Genomic DNA, 16,591 nt, shown 5'->3' on the forward strand with positions numbered 1-16,591 from the left:
CTGCCTTTGCTGCTGATGTGCGTGTGTGTGTCGCTGGGCACCGGGGTGTTCATCGAGGTCATCAGCGGGCGTGCGGCATCCTGGGTCGGGGTATGGCCCGACTACGCGCACATGGTCGCCAACCTGCACGAGCCGCTGGCGCGGTTGCGCTGGATCGTCGGCGATATCAGCGAGGTAGCGTTCTACAAGCATGAGCTGCCGGCGATCGGGTTGCTGCTGGGCGCCGCGCTGGCCCATTGGGCGCACCGCACGGGCCGGGCATGGCAGGGCTTTGCGATCTGCTATGGCACCGGGTTGTGGCCCTGGCTGGTGACCAGTTCGCTGCTGGGGCTGGTGTTCAGCCATGTGCTGTGGGGCTGGACGCTCAGCGCAAGCACCTGGCAACCCACCTTCGTCGCGTTCGTCTCGCTGCCGGCGGCGATGGTGCTGCTGTTCGGCGGCGGTTGGAAGGTCGCGATCAATGGCGCGTTGCTGGGGGCACTGCTGGTGACGCCAGCGAGCCTGCTGCTGGTCAACTACCTGTGCTACCCATTGGGCTTGCCGGTGGTGATCGGCAATGTTGGCGGCATGGCCGTGGCGAGCGTGCTGGCGTTCATGCTGTGCCGGCGGTTTGCAGGCCTGGTGCGCTCGACGCCGCCTGTCGATGCGCCGCCACCGGCACCGGTCGTCGAGAGAGCGACACCGCACTACGGCGTTGGCTGGACGCTGCGACGGGTGCTGGCCGACTTCAGCGAGGCGCCGTTCTTCGGCAATGAGCTGGCCAGCCTGGGCTTGTTGCTCGGCGTGCTGGCGGCCTACCTGCTGTCGCCGGCCGGGCCGGCCTACGGCTCGCAGCTGGTGCTGGAGATGGTGGGCGGGCAGGCGCTGGCGTCGCTGATCGGCGTGCTGTTGTGGCGCAGGCAATGGATGCAGAGGGGTGGTACCCGACCTACATCCCGATCGTTTCCGTGGTGCCGGCGGCGGTGCTGACATTGGGTGGCACGTGGGAGGTGGTGGTGCTCAGTGCCGGCCTGGGCGCGGTGATGGCACCGCCATTGGCGGTCGCAATCAGCCAGCGCCTGCCCAGCCATCTGCATGGGTACATTGGCAACGTGCTGTCGATGGCTGCCTGCACGCTGATGATCCTGCCATTTGTGGGGTGGCTGACGGGCGCCGGGTAAGCGCTGAAGGGCGGGGTGATGTAGTGTTACGGCAGGATCCCGCCTTGAGGCTATGCCATGACAGCTTTTGTACAGCCTTTGAACGATAAGGAAATGACCCGTCTTGATGGTTTTCTGCTCAAGTACGGTAACGATGAAGCCATCCTCACGCTCTCGGAGCTGGATGGCTTTCTGGTGGCGCTGGCCAGTTCGCCCGTGTTGTTGACGCCCAACGAATGGCTGCCCGAAGTGACCGGCGGCAGAGCGCCGCGGTTCAAGAAGCCGGCCGAGGCCGAGGCGTTTTCGGCATTGTTGATGCGCTACATGAACAACGTGGCGGGCGAGCTCAGTGAGGCGTGTGATGCCTTCGAGCCGTTGTTTCTCGAAGACGAGTCCGAGCCTGATCCGCAGGTGGTGGTCGAGGAGTGGTGCTTCGGCTATTTGCGGGGTGTGCAGGTAGCGCGCTGGCCGGCGCTGCCGCCGGTGCAGGTACGGCACCTGGAGGCGATTGCGCTGCATGGGCTGGACGAGAACATCGAAAAAGTCGAGGCGTTGCAGCCGCAGGAGCATGCGGCTTCGGTCGAGGCCGTCGTGATCGGTTTGCGGGCGTTGTATCGGTTTTTCGATTCGCAACGCGGGTAGCCATCGCGCGACCCTCTGATTTGCCGACGCCATCGCGGGTCAAGCCCGCTCCCACAAAGTGTTTGCGCCCTCCTGTGGGAGCGGGCTTGCCCCGCGATGGGCTGTCTGCCAACCCTAATCTTGTTGTAATTCCAGGTAATCAATGACACTGCATGTACTGTTCGTGTGTACTCAGAACCGCTTGCGCAGCCCCACGGCTGAACAGGTATTTGCCGACTGGCCGGGGGTGGAGACGGCCTCTGCCGGTGTGGGCAATGATGCGGACGTGCCGGTGGGCAACGAGTTGCTGGCGTGGGCAGACCTGGTGATCGTGATGGAGCAGGCGCACCGCAAGAAACTGTCGGCGCGATTCCGCTCGGTGCTGGGCGACAAGCGTATCGTTTGCCTGGGCATCCCGGACGACTATGGGTTCATGGCGCCGGAGTTGGTTGAACTGTTGAAGGCCAGGGTGCCGCAGTTTTTGCCGGGTCAACTGTAGTAGTGCGCAAGGTCTGCTGGCCTCTTCGCCAGCAAGGCTGGCTCCTACCGGGGTTCCAGCGTGACCCTGGCTGACAGACGCTAGCAGGCGCAGCGACCAACAGCATGCGAAAACCTCTGAAACAAGCCAGGCACAAAAAAGGCCGCCTTGCGGCAGCCTCTTTTTGCAGCATCCACGCGCGGGAAATCAATCCCAGCTCAACGCGCCGCCAGTCTGATACTCGATAACCCGCGTCTCGAAGAAGTTCTTCTCTTTCTTCAAGTCCATGATTTCGCTCATCCATGGGAACGGGTTGGTGGTACCTGGGTACTCTTCCTTCAGGCCGATCTGCGACAGGCGACGGTTGGCGATGAACTTGAGGTAGTCCTCCATCATCGCCGCGTTCATGCCCAGCACGCCGCGTGGCATGGTGTCGCGTGCGTATTCGATTTCCAGCTGGGTACCCTGCAGGATCATCTGCGAGGCCTCTTCCTTCATCTCGGCATCCCACAGGTGCGGGTTTTCGATCTTGATCTGGTTGATCACGTCGATACCGAAGTTCAGGTGCATCGACTCGTCACGCAGGATGTACTGGAACTGCTCGGCAACGCCGGTCATCTTGTTGCGACGACCCATCGACAGGATCTGGGTGAAGCCGCAGTAGAAGAAGATGCCTTCGAGTACGCAGTAGTAGGCGATCAGGTTGCGCAGCAGCTCCTTGTCGGTCTCGACGGTGCCGGTGTCGAACTCCGGGTCCGAGATGGCACGGGTGTAGCGCAGGCCCCAGGCGGCCTTTTTCGCGACCGAAGGGATCTCGTGGTACATGTTGAAGATCTCGCCTTCATCCATGCCCAGCGATTCGATGCAGTACTGGTACGCGTGGGTGTGGATCGCCTCTTCGAACGCCTGGCGCAGGATGTACTGGCGGCACTCGGGGTTGGTGATCAAGCGGTACACGGCCAGTGCCAGGTTGTTGGCAACCAGCGAGTCGGCGGTGGAGAAGAAGCCCAGGTTGCGCATGACGATGCGACGCTCGTCGTCGGTCAGGCCTTCGGGGGTCTTCCACAGGGCGATGTCCGCGGTCATGTTGACCTCTTGCGGCATCCAGTGGTTGGCACAGCCATCCAGGTACTTCTGCCAGGCCCAGTCGTACTTGAACGGTACCAGCTGGTTGAGGTCGGCGCGGCAGTTGATCATGCGCTTCTCGTCGACCGCTACACGGGCAGCAGAGCCTTCCAGCTCGGCCAGGCCTTCGGCGATGTCGAGATCGTCCAGGGCCGCCTTGGCGCGCTTGACCGCGTCGGAGTCGGCGGCGGTCACTGCACGGGCTTCCTGCGCGGCCACACCGCCAGCGCTGTCGAGCTTGTCGATGCCCGCTTCAGCCACCTGAGAGGCGGTTTGACCTTTGGCGGCGACTTCGCCGTCTTCGTTTTCGAATTCGTCCCAGCTCAGCATGATGGGTCTCCTGCTTGAGGGCCATGAAAGAGTATGGCCGGTTGGATCTAGGGTTGCGCTGCTCGCGGTTAAGGTGTGCACGCAAAATCTTGGAATGCTTCCGGGGGCGCAGCCCCTCGGGGAGGGCGGGGTGACCCGCACCTGGGTGTTCGGCGATAGAGGCCGGTGGTTGTGCCGACCTCTTCGCTGGCAAGGCCAGCGCCTACAGGGTAGGCGCAAGGCGCCGCTTGCAAGCGGCGCCTTCAGGCCTTACTGGCAGGCTTCGCAGTCCGGCTCGTCGATCGCGCAGGCTTTTGGCACTGGGGCAGGGCCGGCTGGCGCTGCTGCCTGGACCGGGGCGCTGTCGCCACCGCTGGACACGGCGTTGAGCTTGCCGGTGCTGATGGTCGACTTCTCGGTGCTGGTGGCGGCCAGGGCACGGAGGTAGTAGGTGGTTTTCAGGCCACGGTACCAGGCCATGCGGTAGGTCACGTCCAGCTTCTTGCCCGAAGCGCCGGCAATGTACAGGTTCAGCGACTGGGCCTGGTCGATCCACTTCTGGCGACGGCTGGCTGCATCGACGATCCATTTGGTCTCGACTTCGAACGCGGTGGCGTACAGGTCCTTGAGCTCCTGCGGAATACGCTCGATCTGCTGCACCGAACCATCGTAGTACTTCAGGTCGTTGATCATGACCGAGTCCCACAGGCCGCGGGCCTTCAGGTCGTGGACCAGGTACGGGTTGATCACGGTGAACTCGCCCGACAGGTTCGATTTCACGTACAGGTTCTGGTAGGTCGGCTCGATCGACTGCGAAACGCCGGTGATGTTGGCGATGGTCGCGGTCGGTGCGATGGCCATGATGTTCGAGTTGCGAATGCCTTTCTGCACACGGGCACGTACCGGTGCCCAGTCCAGGCTCTCGTTCAGGTCGACATCGATGTACTGCTGGCCACGTTGCTCGATCAGGATCTGTTGCGAGTCCAGCGGCAGGATGCCCTTGGACCACAGCGAGCCCTGGAACGTCTCGTAGGCGCCACGCTCATCGGCCAGGTCGCAGGAGGCCTGGATCGCGTAGTAGCTGACCGCTTCCATCGACTTGTCGGCGAACTCGACCGCAGCGTCCGAACCGTACGGGATGTGCTGCAGGTACAGCGCGTCCTGGAAGCCCATGATGCCCAGGCCCACAGGGCGGTGCTTGAGGTTCGAGTTGCGCGCCTGCGGCACGGAGTAGTAGTTGATGTCGATCACGTTGTCGAGCATGCGCACGGCAGTGTTCACGGTGCGCTGCAGCTTGGCGGTGTCCAGCTTGCCGTCGACGATGTGGTTCGGCAGGTTGATCGAGCCCAGGTTGCAGACCGCGATCTCGTCCTTGTTGGTGTTCAGGGTGATCTCGGTGCACAGGTTCGAGCTGTGTACCACGCCCACGTGCTGCTGCGGCGAACGCAGGTTGCACGGGTCCTTGAAGGTCAGCCACGGGTGGCCGGTCTCGAACAGCATCGACAGCATCTTGCGCCACAGGTCTTTGGCCTGGACGGTCTTGAACACCTTGATCTTGTTGTACTCGGTCAGGGCTTCGTAGTACTCGTAGCGCTCTTCGAAGGCCTTGCCGGTCAGGTCGTGCAGGTCTGGTACTTCGCTTGGCGAGAACAGGGTCCACTTGCCGTCATCGAAGACACGCTTCATGAACAGGTCGGGGATCCAGTTGGCGGTGTTCATGTCGTGGGTACGACGACGGTCATCACCGGTGTTCTTGCGCAGCTCGATGAATTCTTCGATATCCAGGTGCCAGGTTTCCAGGTAGGCACAGACCGCGCCCTTGCGCTTGCCGCCCTGGTTGACCGCAACAGCGGTGTCGTTGACCACCTTGAGGAAGGGCACGACGCCCTGGGACTTGCCGTTGGTGCCCTTGATGTAGGAGCCCAGTGCACGCACAGGGGTCCAGTCGTTGCCCAGGCCACCGGCGAATTTCGACAGCATGGCGTTGTCGTGGATCGCGTGGTAGATGCCCGACAGGTCGTCCGGCACGGTGGTCAGGTAGCAGCTCGACAGCTGCGGACGCAGGGTGCCGGCGTTGAACAGGGTCGGGGTCGAGGCCATGTAGTCGAACGACGACAACAGGTTGTAGAACTCGATCGCACGGGCTTCCTTGTCTTTCTCTTCCAGCGCCAGGCCCATGGCCACGCGCATGAAGAATACCTGTGGCAGCTCGAAGCGCACGCCATCCTTGTGGATGAAGTAGCGGTCGTAGAGGGTCTGCAGGCCCAGGTAGGTGAACTGCTGGTCGCGCTCGTGGTTGATGGCCTTGCCCAGACGCTCCAGGTCGAAGTCGGCCAGGGCAGGGTTGAGCAGTTCGAACTGCACGCCCTTGGCCACGTAGGCAGGCAGCGCCTTGGCGTACAGCTCGGCCATTTCGTGGTGGGTGGCGCTGTCGGCCACTTCGAGGAAGCTCAGGCCTTCGGCACGCAGGGTGTCCATCAGCAGGCGGGCGGTGACGAACGAGTAGTTCGGCTCGCGCTCTACCAGGGTACGGGCGGTCATCACCAGGGCGGTGTTGACGTCCTTGATGGCCACGCCGTCGTACAGGTTCTTCAGGGTTTCGCGCTGGATCAGCTCGCCATCGACTTCGGCCAGGCCTTCGCAGGCCTCGGTGATGATGGTGTTCAGGCGGTTCATGTCCAGCGGCGCGAAGCTGCCGTCGGCCAGGCTGATGCGGATGCTCGGGTGCGGCTGTACCGAGGCGTCGGCCGGAGTGCGGGTGGCACGCTCCTTGGCACGCTGGTCACGGTAGATCACGTAGTCACGGGCGACTTTCTGCTCGCCGGCACGCATCAGGGCCAGTTCGACCTGGTCCTGGATCTCTTCGATATGGATGGTGCCGCCCGAAGGCATGCGACGCTTGAAGGTGGCGGTGACCTGCTCGGTCAGGCGGGCGACGGTGTCGTGGATGCGCGACGAGGCGGCAGCGGTGCCGCCTTCAACTGCGAGGAACGCTTTGGTGATGGCCACGGTGATCTTGTCGTCGGTGTAGGCGACGACAGTGCCGTTACGCTTGATCACGCGCAGTTGGCCGGGGGCGGTGGCAGCCAGATCCTGGTTCGAATCAGCGGCCTGCGGCGCCAGCGCTTGCGGGTTCTCGCGAGTTGTGTCGGTTTGCATGGGTGTCTCCACGTTCTCTATGTTTGTTCAGATGCCTTTTGGGCACCTACCGTTCCGTCCGAAAGCTCGCCAACTTGCCCACCGGCGCATGCGCGCCTGGCCGGGCAGGGGCTACCGACTTCGGGACAGATCAGGAAAAAAAGGGGCAATCGCTTGCCGCTCCCTGGCCGAAGTCAAAGGTTCTGGGCCACGGCCCAAAAACTGTTGCTGACGGGGTTGCACTTGCAACACCCGTACCCGAAACAAGGCCCGTCGCGGGCTTGCACCGGTCGCCTTCCGCAGGAGCGGTTTGGCTGCGAATTTCAATCAAAGTTCAAGCAAAAAAAGCGCCTCTGAAGGCTTGAGTTCTCTGCTCCACTTGTGCTTGGATTTTTGTTCAAAACCCAACATGTAGTGTTTTGTCGCGCTGGGGATACAAGATAATGCGGTATCGGGGGTATTGCAAGGCAGTGGCCTGTGGATAACGTGTGGGTAGATTGTGCGTGATTATGGGCAAAGCCTTGTAGGCCGCGTCCCACCGCCATTCCACCGCTCGTCACTCTTTTTTTGCCCGGGCAAAGCGTCGCAGGGGCATTTTTGAGGGCGCGAACCCTATCACAAAAAGCGCACTTGTCCAGCGACTTTGGCGCGGCTTTTTCCGGCGCCCGGCAGTGGTAGTATCGCGGGCCAATGTTGCCCTTTATTGAAGGGCTTCACTCCAACAATAAAAAGCCCAGCCGAGGTGATCCGTGCAGCAGCCCAACAGTCAGGTGTTGATCGTCGAGGATGACGAGCGTCTAGCCGAGCTGACCCGTGACTACCTGCAAGCCAATGGCTTCGACGTGGCGGTGGAGGGCGATGGGGCGAAGGCGGCGGCGCGCATCGTGGCCGAGCAGCCAGACCTGGTGATCCTCGACCTGATGCTGCCCGGCGAGGACGGCCTGAGCATCTGCCGCAAGGTGCGCACGCAGTACAACGGGGTCATCCTGATGCTCACCGCGCGCAGCGAGGACCTGGACCAGGTGCAGGGCCTGGACCTGGGCGCCGACGATTACGTGTGCAAGCCGGTGCGCCCGCGCCTGTTGCTGGCGCGGATCAACGCCTTGCTGCGCCGCACCGAGGTGCCGGCCACCACGGGCGAGCGCCAGAGCCTTCAGTTCGGCCCGCTGCGGGTGGACAACACCCTGCGCGAAGCCTGGCTTGGCGACAACGGCATCGAGCTGACCGCTGCCGAGTTCGACCTGCTGTGGCTGCTGGTGAGCAACGCGGGGCGCATCCTGTCCCGCGAAGAGATCTTTACCTCCCTGCGCGGGGTGGGCTATGACGGCCAGGACCGCTCCATTGATGTGCGCATTTCGCGCATCCGCCCCAAGATAGGCGACGACCCCGACCACCCGCGCATGATCAAGACGGTGCGCAGCAAAGGCTACCTGTTCGTGGGCGAGGCTGCCCAGGCGCTGGGCCTGGTTGAATGAACTCGATCTTCCTGCGCATCTACGGCGGCATGCTGGCCGCCCTGGTGCTGGTGGCGTTGCTGGGCGCGCTCAGCCTGCACCTGCTCAACGAGGTGCGTGCCGAGCAGTACCGCGAGCGCCTGGCCCACGGCACCTTTACCCTGATGGCCGACAACCTGGCCCCCATGAGCGATGTGGAGCGTACCCGGGCGCTGGCGATATGGGGGCGCCTGCTGGGCATTCCGCTGGCCCTCGCCTCGATCGATCAGGCCGCCCTCGACGGTAGCCAGCGCACCCGCCTGCAACGCGGGCATGTGCTAGTGCAGCGCACCGGCCCCCATGCGGCGCGGGTGCTGCGCCAGGTGCGCGGGCAGAACCTGTTGCTGACCGGCGAGGTGCAGCAGATCAGCGAGCAACTGGCCCGCGCCACCATCTACCTGCTGGCCGACGAACTGGTGCGCTACCCGGTGGGCGAGCAGCCGCAGCGCCTGGCCGAACTCAAGCAGAGCAAGGGGTTCGGCTTCGACCTGCGCCTGCTCAGCCTCGACCAGACCGACATGGACGGCGACCAGCGCCGTCGCGTCGACGAAGGCGACACCGTGATGGCGCTGGGCAAGGACGGCAACTCGATCCGCGTGTTCGCCGGCATGGTGGCCACGCCCTGGGTGCTGGAGATCGGGCCGCTGTATCAGATGAACCCGTATCCACCGCAGATGCTGCTGGTGATCGCGGCGCTGGGGCTGTGCCTGATCGGCCTGATCGTGTACCTGCTGGTGCGCCAGCTGGAGCGGCGTCTGTCGGGCCTGGAGGCGGCGGCCACGCAGATTGCCCAGGGTAGCCTGGACGTGCGGGTGGCAGCGGACGACGCCGACTCGGTGGGGCGCCTGGCCGCGGCGTTCAACCATATGGCCGGGCACCTGCAGCAATCGCTGAACATGCAGCGCGAACTGGTGCGGGCGGTGTCCCATGAGCTGCGCACCCCGGTGGCGCGCCTGCGCTTTGGCCTGGAGATGGTCGAGAACGCCAGCAGCGAGCACGCCCGCGAGAAATACCTGCTGGGCATGGACAACGACATTCAGGACCTCGACCGACTGGTCGACGAGATGCTCACCTACGCACGTCTTGAGCAAGGGGCGCCGGCCCTGAACTTCCAGCGTATCGACCTGGACGCCTTGCTCGACCAGGTGATTGCCGAACTGGCGCCGCTGCGCCGCGAGGTGCGGGTGCTGCGCGGGCCGTGCCAGGGCGGCGAGCAGGGGGCGTGGGTCGAGGCCGAGCCGCGCTACCTGCACCGCGCCCTGCAGAACCTGGTGAGCAATGCGATGCGCCACGCCGAGTCGCAGGTCAGCCTGAGCTATCAACTGGGCGCCCAGCGCTGTCGCATCGACGTCGAGGACGATGGGCCGGGGGTGCCGCAAAGCGCCTGGTCGCGCATCTTCACGCCCTTTACCCGCCTGGACGACAGCCGTACCCGCGCCTCTGGCGGGCACGGGCTGGGCTTGTCGATCGTGCGGCGGATCATCTACTGGCATGCCGGGCGCGCCCTGATCGGCAAGAGCGAGCGCCTGGGTGGTGCCTGCTTCAGCCTGAGCTGGCCACGCGCGCATGACGCGGAGCAGGCGCAGGAGGACGGCCTTGAGGCTCGCTGAGCTGTTGCGCCCCGACGCCTTCGATGCCCTGCTGCTGGGGCTGTACGGCCCCGAGCTGATGCCGGCGCAACGGCCGGTGCTGGTGTCGCAATGGTCCAAGTACTATTTCGCCGTGCTGTGGCGTGCGGCCCTGGTCGGGCGCGCCCCGTTGCAGGTTCAGGCGCTGGCGGTGACGCTGGATGGGCGCGGCCTGCCAACCGACCTGTCGACGTCCGCGGCGGTGGGCGGTGTGGTGGCGGTACTGGAACGGCACCTGCCAGCCATCGTCGAGCAACTGGCCGTGCTGGGCAGCGTGCCGGCGGCGGTGTTGTGGGGCAATGCCGGTGACTGCCTGGAGCAGATTGCAGGTGAGCGGCCCGAGGTCCAGCGGTTGCTGGAGACGCCCGGCAACCCGCTGTACGGCGCGGTGCGCTACACCCCTGACGGGCGGCGGGTCAGGCGCACCTGTTGCCTGAGCTACAAGGTCGAGTGGGTAGGGCGCTGCGCGCAGTGCCCGCTGTAAGCCTGCGGCTCACACGCTGACCAGGCTCAGCAGCTGATCGCCCTGCAGGCTGAACTGCCCCTGGATTTCACGGCCGTGGCACCACAGCGGCGACAGGTCGGTGAGCAGGCGCAGGCGGGCGTGGCCATCGGCGGACCATTCCAGCAGTTCGGCGTGCTCGAAATAGAAGCGCTTGTGCACGATGGGGTACAGCGCCTTGAACAGGCTTTCCTTGAGGGAGAAGGTCAGCGTGGTGGTCAGGCTCAGCTGGCTGCGGTCCATGCGCTGCAGCTCATCGGCAGTGAGGATTTCGCCCATCAGGCGTTCGGCGCGTTCGGTCTCCAGCAGGTTTTCCTGGTCCAGGCCCAGGCCCTGGCAGTCGCTGCTGCGGGCCACCACGGCGGCCGCCCAGCCCTTGCCGTGGGTGATCGAGCCGCTGATGCCGGCCGGCCATAGGGGGGCGCGGTCGTCGCCGGTGGCGGGCAGGTAGTCGCGCCCGTCCAGGCGCTGCAGGGCGGCGCGGGCGCACACGCGGCCGGCCAGGTACTCGGCCTGACGCTTGGCCACCGAGCGTTGCAGGCTGGGGGTGGGTTCGATGGCGGCGCGCCGGAAGTCATCGGCGGCGAGGTTGGCCGGGTCGAAGGCGCAGCTGACCAGCACCGCACCGGGGACCGGGTGGGGCAGGGGCCAGTGGTGCTGGAGCGGGGCGCAGCAGTGCGGGAGTCGATTCATGGGCGCTATTGTGCCGTGGCCCACGAGCCTTCGCCAGCAACGCTGGCGCCTACAGGTTCACGCGGCCTGTCGCAGGAGCCAGCGTTGCCGCCAAGCGGGCTTCAGTCAAACACCTTCTTCAAAAACACCTGCAGGTCTGCCCACGAGCTTTCATCGGCGGCCTTGTCATAGCCGATATCCGGCCCGCCGTGCTCGCCGTGGCTCAGGCGGTCGGCATCCGGGTTGGTGAAGCCATGCTTGGCCCCCGGGATGCTCACGAACTTCAGGTCGGCGCCGGCTGCCTCCATCTCCTTCCTGAACGCAGCCACCTGCTCGGGCGTGACCATGCTGTCGCTGGCGCCATGCTCCACCAGCAACGGCGCCTTCACACTGCCGCTGGTTGCCGGCGTGGCCGTCACCAGCGCTCCGTGAAAGCTCGCCACCCCCGCCAGCGGCTCACTGCGCCGCGCAGCGTCCAGCACCACCTTGCCGCCGAAGCAGTAGCCGATGGCGGCGATCTTGTCGGGGTTGGTCTGCGGCTGGATCTTCAGCAACTCGACCCCGGCATCGAAGCGTGTTGCCGCCGTCTTCGGGTCTTTCAAGGCCGCCGCCATGAACGCCTGCGCATCGGCCGGGTGCTCGGTGTTCTTGCCGTCGCCATACATGTCGATGGCCAGCGCGCTGTAGCCCAGCCCGGCCAGGTCGCGGGCACGGCGCTTGGCATAGTCGTTCAGCCCCCACCATTCGTGCACCACCACCACCCCGGGACGTTCGCCCTTCACGGCGTCGTCATAGGCGTAGTAGCCCACCAGGCGCTTGCCGTCGGCGTCCTGGTAGTCGATCTGGCGGGTTTGCACCGCAGCCTGGGCCAGGCCAGTGGCGCCGATCAGGGCAAGTGCGAGCAGGTAACGCATGGTCAGTCTCCTTTTTTCCGTTGATGCCCGCTCGTTCAGCCGGGGTTCAGCCAGCATTCAGCGGCGGTTCAGGGCGCCCTGCTTACTCTAGCTCCCACACAAACACCGCGCATCACTCTGGAGTACACACTCATGAAAAGCCTCAATACCGTACTGATCGCCATCACCATGCTGGGTGCCAGCTCCCTGGTACAGGCTGCCGACACCACCTTCGCCGGCCTCACCTACGGCCAGACCAGCGACAAGATCAAGAAGTCCGGCTTGCTCAGCAGCAACACCGACCACCTCAACACCGACGGCATCATCAGCAAGGACGGCACCTGGGGTGCGCGCATTGGTCAGCAGAACGACCAGGGCCGCTACTACCTCACCTACGACAACGTCTCCAACAACCACAGCGGCCTGAAAATGCGCCAGGAAAACCTGCTGGGCAGCTACGACGTGTTCTATCCGCTGGGTAGCAGCACCAAGGCATTCGGCGGTGCGAGCCTGGGCGTGACCAAGCTCAGCCAGGAATCCTCCGGCTACAGCCGCGACACCGACACCGGCTACGCCTACGGCCTGCAGGCTGGCGTACTGCAACAGGTCAGCAGCAATGCTTCGGTCGAGCTGGGCTACCGCTACCTGCGCAGCAACGCCACCACCGAACTGTCCGAGCACGACGGCGACAAGCTCGGTGCCCTGCGCCTGAAAAGCAGCGCGCAAACCTACCTGTCGGCCAACTACCTGTTCTGAACCCCCGCGCAATACCCGAACCGGCCTTCACTCTGGCCGGTTCGCTGTTATTCTGCCGTTATGTAGCGAGATGCCCGGCCAAGCAGGCCGGGCCTGGTTATGGAGGAGCGTATGAAACTGCTGGTGGTCGAGGATGAAGCCCTGTTGCGGCATCACCTGTTCAGCCGTCTGAGCGAAAGCGGGCATGTGGTCGAAGCGGTGGCCAATGCCGAGGAGGCGCTGTACCAGGCCGAACAGTTCAATCACGACCTGGCCATCGTCGACCTGGGCCTGCCGGGCATGAGCGGGCTGGACCTGATCCGCCAACTGCGCAGCCAGGGCAAGACATTTCCTATCCTGATTCTCACCGCCCGTGGCAACTGGCAGGACAAGGTCGAAGGCCTGGCCGCCGGTGCCGACGACTACGTGGTCAAGCCGTTCCAGTTCGAAGAGCTGGAGGCGCGCCTGAATGCGCTGCTGCGCCGCTCCAGCGGCTTCACCCAGTCGACCATCATCGCAGGCCCCCTGCGCCTGGACCTCAACCGCAAGCAGGCGCTGCTCGATGACCAGCCCCTGGCATTGACCGCCTACGAATACCGCATCCTCGAATACCTGATGCGCCATCACCAGCAGGTGGTGGCCAAGGACCGTCTGATGGAGCAGCTGTACCCCGACGACGGCGAGCGTGACCCCAACGTGATAGAAGTGCTGATCGGCCGCCTGCGCCGCAAGCTCGAGGGCGACAACGGCTTCAAGCCCATCGACACGGTACGTGGCCTGGGCTACCTGTTCACCGAGCGCTGCCTGTGATTCGTTCGCTGCGCCTGCGCCTGATGCTGGCCGCAGCGGTGCTGGCGCTGCTGTTCATGCTGGCCCTGTTGCCGGCCCTGCAGAAGGCCTTCAGCCTGGCCCTGCAGGAGTCCATCGAGCAGCGCCTGGCCTCGGACGTGACCACGCTGATCTCGGCGGCGCGCATAGACGGCGGCAAGCTGCAGATGCCAGATCTGCTGCCGGACGAGAAATTCAACCTGCCCGACAGCCGCCTGCTCGGCTACATCTACGACCGCCAGGGCAACCTGGTGTGGCGTTCGCGTGCCACCAACGACGAGAACATCAACTACACACCCCGCTACGACGGGCGCGGCAACGAGTTCGCGCGCATCCGCCAGGACCACGGCGAGGAGTTCTTCGTCTATGACGTGGAGGTCAAGCTGCTGGGTGGCAAGAGCGCGGCCTTCAGCATCGTTGCCCTGCAACCGGTGCGCGAGTACCAGCAAACCCTCAACGGCCTGCAAGAGAAGCTCTACCTGGGCTTTGGCGCGGCGCTGCTGGCCCTGATGCTGCTGCTCTGGGCCGGGCTGACCTGGGGCCTGCGCTCGCTGCGGCGCATGAGCGTGGAGCTGGACGACGTGGAGTCCGGCGCCCGCGAGGGCCTCAGTGCCGAACACCCGCGCGAGCTGTTGCGCCTGACCGGCTCGCTCAACCGCCTGCTGCGCAGCGAGCGCGAGCAGCGCGGGCGCTACCGCGACTCGCTGGATGACCTGGCGCACAGCCTCAAGACCCCGCTGGCGGTGCTGCAAGGGGTCAGCGAAAGCATGGCCCAGCGCGAAGGCGAGCGCGAGCAGGCGCGGGTGCTGCAGAGCCAGATCGAGCGCATGAGCCAGCAGATCGACTACCAGTTGCAGCGCGCCAGCCTGCGCAAGAGCGGCCTGGTGCGCCACCAGGTGGCCTTGCACCCGCTGCTCGACAGCCTGTGCAGCACCCTGGCCAAGGTCTACCGCGACAAGCAGGTGCACATCACCTACGCAGTGCCCGACCAGGCACTGGTACCCATGGAGCAGGGCGCATTGCTCGAACTGCTCGGCAACCTGCTGGAAAACGCCTACCGTCTGTGCCTGGGGCAGATCCGCATCAGCCTGCGGGTCAGCGACACGGCGCTGGAGCTGTGTGTCGAGGACGACGGCCCCGGCGTACCGGTGCACCAGCGCGAACGTATCCTGCAGCGGGGCGAGCGCCTCGATCGCCAGTACCCGGGGCAGGGCATCGGCCTGGCGGTGGTCAAGGACATCATCGAGAGCTACGACGCCACCCTCACTCTCGACGATTCGCCCCTGGGCGGCGCTGCCTTCCGTATCCGCTTTCCGCTCGACTGAGCGCCTGCCACATTCCGCCCAGTGGGCGGATTACCGCCATCATCGGGTCTATTCTTTGAGTGCCGGGCGGAAATCCGCCAACTGGCGCGTCCTGCCTTGCTGCCTTGCGGTGCACGAAATGCCCTGAAACAGGGTGTTTGCACCGCCTTGGCACATCCTGGCATCAGCCTTGCTATTGACTCCGCAGAGCATTGCCACGCAGCTCGACACAACAAATCCCTCCAATGCAGGAGGGTTCGCGCTTTAGGTGCCGATCGCCTCCTGGGAAGGATGGGCCGGCACATTGAGGAAAATAGCCATGACGACGCGTCAGCCGCTGTACAAATCGCTGTATATCCAGGTGATCATCGCCATCACCATCGGTATCTTGCTGGGTCACTTCTATCCCGACACCGGTGTGGCGCTCAAGCCGCTGGGTGACGGTTTCGTCAAACTGATCAAGATGGTCATCGCCCCCATCATCTTCTGCACCGTGGTCAGCGGCATCGCCGGCATGCAGAGCATGAAATCGGTCGGCAAGACCGGCGGCTACGCGCTGCTCTACTTCGAAATCGTCTCGACCATCGCGCTGATCATCGGCCTGGTCGTGGTCAACGTGGTCAAGCCGGGTGCCGGCATGCACATCGACGTGACCACCCTCAACGCCAGCAGCGTGGCTGCCTATGCCGCCGCCGGTGCGCAGCAGACCACCGTCGGCTTCCTGCTCAACATCATCCCCAACACCGTGGTCGGTGCCTTCGCCAACGGCGACATCCTGCAGGTGCTGATGTTCTCGGTGATCTTCGGTTTCGCCCTGCACCGCCTGGGTGCCTACGGCAAGCCGCTGCTGGACCTGATCGACCGCTTCGCCCACGTCATGTTCAACATCATCAACATGATCATGAAGCTGGCCCCGATCGGTGCCTTCGGTGCCATGGCCTTCACCATCGGCCAGTACGGCGTGGGTTCGCTGGTGCAGCTGGGCTACCTGATGGCCTGCTTCTACATCACCTGCCTGCTGTTCATCCTGGTGATTCTGGGCGGTATCGCCCGTGCCCACGGCTTCAGCGTACTCAAGCTGATCCGCTACATCCGTGAAGAGCTGATGATCGTGCTCGGCACCTCGTCGTCCGAGTCGGCCCTGCCACGCATGCTGGCCAAGATGGAGCGTCTGGGCGCGAAGAAATCGGTGGTTGGCCTGGTGATTCCGACCGGCTACTCGTTCAACCTGGACGGCACCTCGATCTACCTGACCATGGCTGCGGTGTTCATCGCCCAGGCCACCGACACCACCATGGACATCACCCACCAGATCACCCTGCTGCTGGTGTTGCTGGTGGCCTCCAAGGGTGCTGCAGGCGTTACCGGCAGCGGCTTCATCGTGCTGGCCGCGACCCTGTCGGCGGTCGGCCACCTGCCGGTTGCCGGCCTGGCGCTGATCCTGGGTATCGACCGCTTCATGTCCGAAGCCCGCGCCCTGACCAACCTGATCGGCAACGCGGTGGCAACCGTGGTGGTGGCCAAGTGGGTCAACGAGCTGGACGAAGACAAGCTGCAAGCCGAGCTGGCTTCGGGTGGTTCGCCGCTGGTCGACACCCGTCCTACCGACGACCTGGGTGTCGCCGAAGGTGCGGTACGCCAGGGCTGAGGTTAGCCAAACGCAAAAAGCCCATCTTCGGATGGGCTTTTTTTTGTGCCTGTGCAGGCGTCTTCGCCGCAAGGCCGG

13 protein-coding genes and 1 pseudogene are annotated in these 16,591 nt (G+C 64.5%); 10 read left to right on the plus strand and 4 right to left on the minus strand.

Annotation, left to right across the window (positions count from 1 at the left end; translation table 11 throughout):
- The first annotated feature begins 15 nt into the window (after positions 1-15).
- The 3 genes and pseudogenes from ACPRTJ_RS16785 to ACPRTJ_RS16795 all read left to right on the plus strand — a co-directional run bounded on the left by ACPRTJ_RS16785 (position 16) and on the right by ACPRTJ_RS16795 (position 2,259).
- A pseudogene (locus ACPRTJ_RS16785) lies at positions 16-1,160 on the plus strand (hypothetical protein).
- A gap of 93 nt (positions 1,161-1,253) precedes the next feature.
- Positions 1,254-1,781 carry a UPF0149 family protein gene (locus ACPRTJ_RS16790; protein ID WP_231390896.1) on the plus strand — a complete coding sequence of 176 codons (528 nt, stop codon included), beginning with the start codon at positions 1,254-1,256 and terminating at the stop codon, positions 1,779-1,781.
- Positions 1,782-1,923: 142 nt separating this feature from the next.
- The gene (locus ACPRTJ_RS16795; RefSeq protein WP_058540993.1) at positions 1,924-2,259 is read left to right on the plus strand and encodes a low molecular weight protein tyrosine phosphatase family protein; all 336 of its coding nucleotides are present in this window, start codon (positions 1,924-1,926) and stop codon (positions 2,257-2,259) included.
- 186 nt (positions 2,260-2,445) lie between these two features.
- Here ACPRTJ_RS16795 and ACPRTJ_RS16800 read toward each other — a convergent pair whose 3' ends face one another.
- Complete coding sequence (locus tag ACPRTJ_RS16800) at positions 2,446-3,693, minus strand: ribonucleotide-diphosphate reductase subunit beta (RefSeq protein WP_043862583.1); 1,248 nt, start codon at positions 3,691-3,693, stop codon at positions 2,446-2,448.
- A gap of 249 nt (positions 3,694-3,942) precedes the next feature.
- The gene (locus ACPRTJ_RS16805; RefSeq protein WP_043862582.1) at positions 3,943-6,831 is read right to left on the minus strand and encodes a ribonucleoside-diphosphate reductase subunit alpha; all 2,889 of its coding nucleotides are present in this window, start codon (positions 6,829-6,831) and stop codon (positions 3,943-3,945) included.
- Between the two features lie 728 nt (positions 6,832-7,559).
- Between ACPRTJ_RS16805 and ACPRTJ_RS16810 the strand changes: the two genes are divergently transcribed.
- The 3 genes from ACPRTJ_RS16810 to fhuF are packed head-to-tail and all read left to right on the plus strand — an operon-like array spanning position 7,560 to position 10,415.
- The gene (locus tag ACPRTJ_RS16810; protein ID WP_054914711.1) at positions 7,560-8,285 is read left to right on the plus strand and encodes a response regulator transcription factor; all 726 of its coding nucleotides are present in this window, start codon (positions 7,560-7,562) and stop codon (positions 8,283-8,285) included.
- Positions 8,282-9,913 (plus strand): ATP-binding protein, encoded by a 1,632-nt coding sequence (locus tag ACPRTJ_RS16815; protein ID WP_054914710.1) that lies wholly within the window; start codon positions 8,282-8,284, stop codon positions 9,911-9,913. Before ACPRTJ_RS16810 ends, ACPRTJ_RS16815 begins: the two co-directional genes overlap by 4 nt.
- Complete coding sequence (gene fhuF / locus ACPRTJ_RS16820) at positions 9,900-10,415, plus strand: siderophore-iron reductase FhuF (protein ID WP_426427133.1); 516 nt, start codon at positions 9,900-9,902, stop codon at positions 10,413-10,415. Before ACPRTJ_RS16815 ends, fhuF begins: the two co-directional genes overlap by 14 nt.
- Before the next feature lie 9 nt (positions 10,416-10,424).
- Here the strand turns inward: fhuF and ACPRTJ_RS16825 are convergent, their stop codons facing one another.
- Together ACPRTJ_RS16825 and ACPRTJ_RS16830 are read right to left on the minus strand one after the other, a co-directional pair.
- A complete protein-coding gene (locus tag ACPRTJ_RS16825) occupies positions 10,425-11,126 on the minus strand; it encodes a 4'-phosphopantetheinyl transferase family protein (RefSeq protein WP_088514031.1) in 702 nt (233 codons plus the stop codon).
- Positions 11,127-11,227: 101 nt separating this feature from the next.
- Positions 11,228-12,019, minus strand: coding sequence for a dienelactone hydrolase family protein (locus tag ACPRTJ_RS16830; RefSeq protein ID WP_058540996.1), 792 nt, complete (start codon positions 12,017-12,019; stop codon positions 11,228-11,230).
- A 132-nt stretch (positions 12,020-12,151) separates the two neighbouring features.
- On the opposite strand from ACPRTJ_RS16830, the gene ACPRTJ_RS16835 reads away from it, so the two are divergent.
- From ACPRTJ_RS16835 to ACPRTJ_RS16850, 4 genes are all read left to right on the plus strand, one after another.
- Entirely contained in the window at positions 12,152-12,754 is a 603-nt protein-coding gene (locus tag ACPRTJ_RS16835; protein WP_043862576.1) for a membrane protein, read from the plus strand.
- A 111-nt stretch (positions 12,755-12,865) separates the two neighbouring features.
- Positions 12,866-13,543 (plus strand): response regulator, encoded by a 678-nt coding sequence (locus ACPRTJ_RS16840; protein WP_043862575.1) that lies wholly within the window; start codon positions 12,866-12,868, stop codon positions 13,541-13,543.
- The gene (locus ACPRTJ_RS16845; RefSeq protein WP_043862574.1) at positions 13,540-14,886 is read left to right on the plus strand and encodes an ATP-binding protein; all 1,347 of its coding nucleotides are present in this window, start codon (positions 13,540-13,542) and stop codon (positions 14,884-14,886) included. The genes ACPRTJ_RS16840 and ACPRTJ_RS16845 overlap by 4 nt, the downstream gene beginning before the upstream one ends.
- A gap of 298 nt (positions 14,887-15,184) precedes the next feature.
- Positions 15,185-16,513 (plus strand): dicarboxylate/amino acid:cation symporter, encoded by a 1,329-nt coding sequence (locus ACPRTJ_RS16850; RefSeq protein WP_054914705.1) that lies wholly within the window; start codon positions 15,185-15,187, stop codon positions 16,511-16,513.
- Positions 16,514-16,591 lie beyond the last annotated feature (78 nt).

Source organism: Pseudomonas palmensis (assembly GCF_049942755.1).
In the GTDB taxonomy this organism is placed as follows: domain Bacteria; phylum Pseudomonadota; class Gammaproteobacteria; order Pseudomonadales; family Pseudomonadaceae; genus Aquipseudomonas; species Aquipseudomonas palmensis.

Bases quoted from the DNA above. Each gene is read 5' to 3' on its own strand.
- ACPRTJ_RS16790 (WP_231390896.1), top strand. From the start codon at position 1,254: ATGACCCGTCTTGATGGTTTTCTGCTCAAGTACGGTAACGATGAAGCC.
- ACPRTJ_RS16795 (WP_058540993.1), top strand. From the start codon at position 1,924: ATGACACTGCATGTACTGTTCGTGTGTACTCAGAACCGCTTGCGCAGC.
- ACPRTJ_RS16800 (WP_043862583.1), bottom strand. From the start codon at position 3,693: ATGCTGAGCTGGGACGAATTCGAAAACGAAGACGGCGAAGTCGCCGCC.
- ACPRTJ_RS16805 (WP_043862582.1), bottom strand. From the start codon at position 6,831: ATGCAAACCGACACAACTCGCGAGAACCCGCAAGCGCTGGCGCCGCAG.
- ACPRTJ_RS16815 (WP_054914710.1), top strand. From the start codon at position 8,282: ATGAACTCGATCTTCCTGCGCATCTACGGCGGCATGCTGGCCGCCCTG.
- ACPRTJ_RS16825 (WP_088514031.1), bottom strand. From the start codon at position 11,126: ATGAATCGACTCCCGCACTGCTGCGCCCCGCTCCAGCACCACTGGCCC.
- ACPRTJ_RS16830 (WP_058540996.1), bottom strand. From the start codon at position 12,019: ATGCGTTACCTGCTCGCACTTGCCCTGATCGGCGCCACTGGCCTGGCC.
- ACPRTJ_RS16835 (WP_043862576.1), top strand. From the start codon at position 12,152: ATGAAAAGCCTCAATACCGTACTGATCGCCATCACCATGCTGGGTGCC.
- ACPRTJ_RS16840 (WP_043862575.1), top strand. From the start codon at position 12,866: ATGAAACTGCTGGTGGTCGAGGATGAAGCCCTGTTGCGGCATCACCTG.
- ACPRTJ_RS16850 (WP_054914705.1), top strand. From the start codon at position 15,185: ATGACGACGCGTCAGCCGCTGTACAAATCGCTGTATATCCAGGTGATC.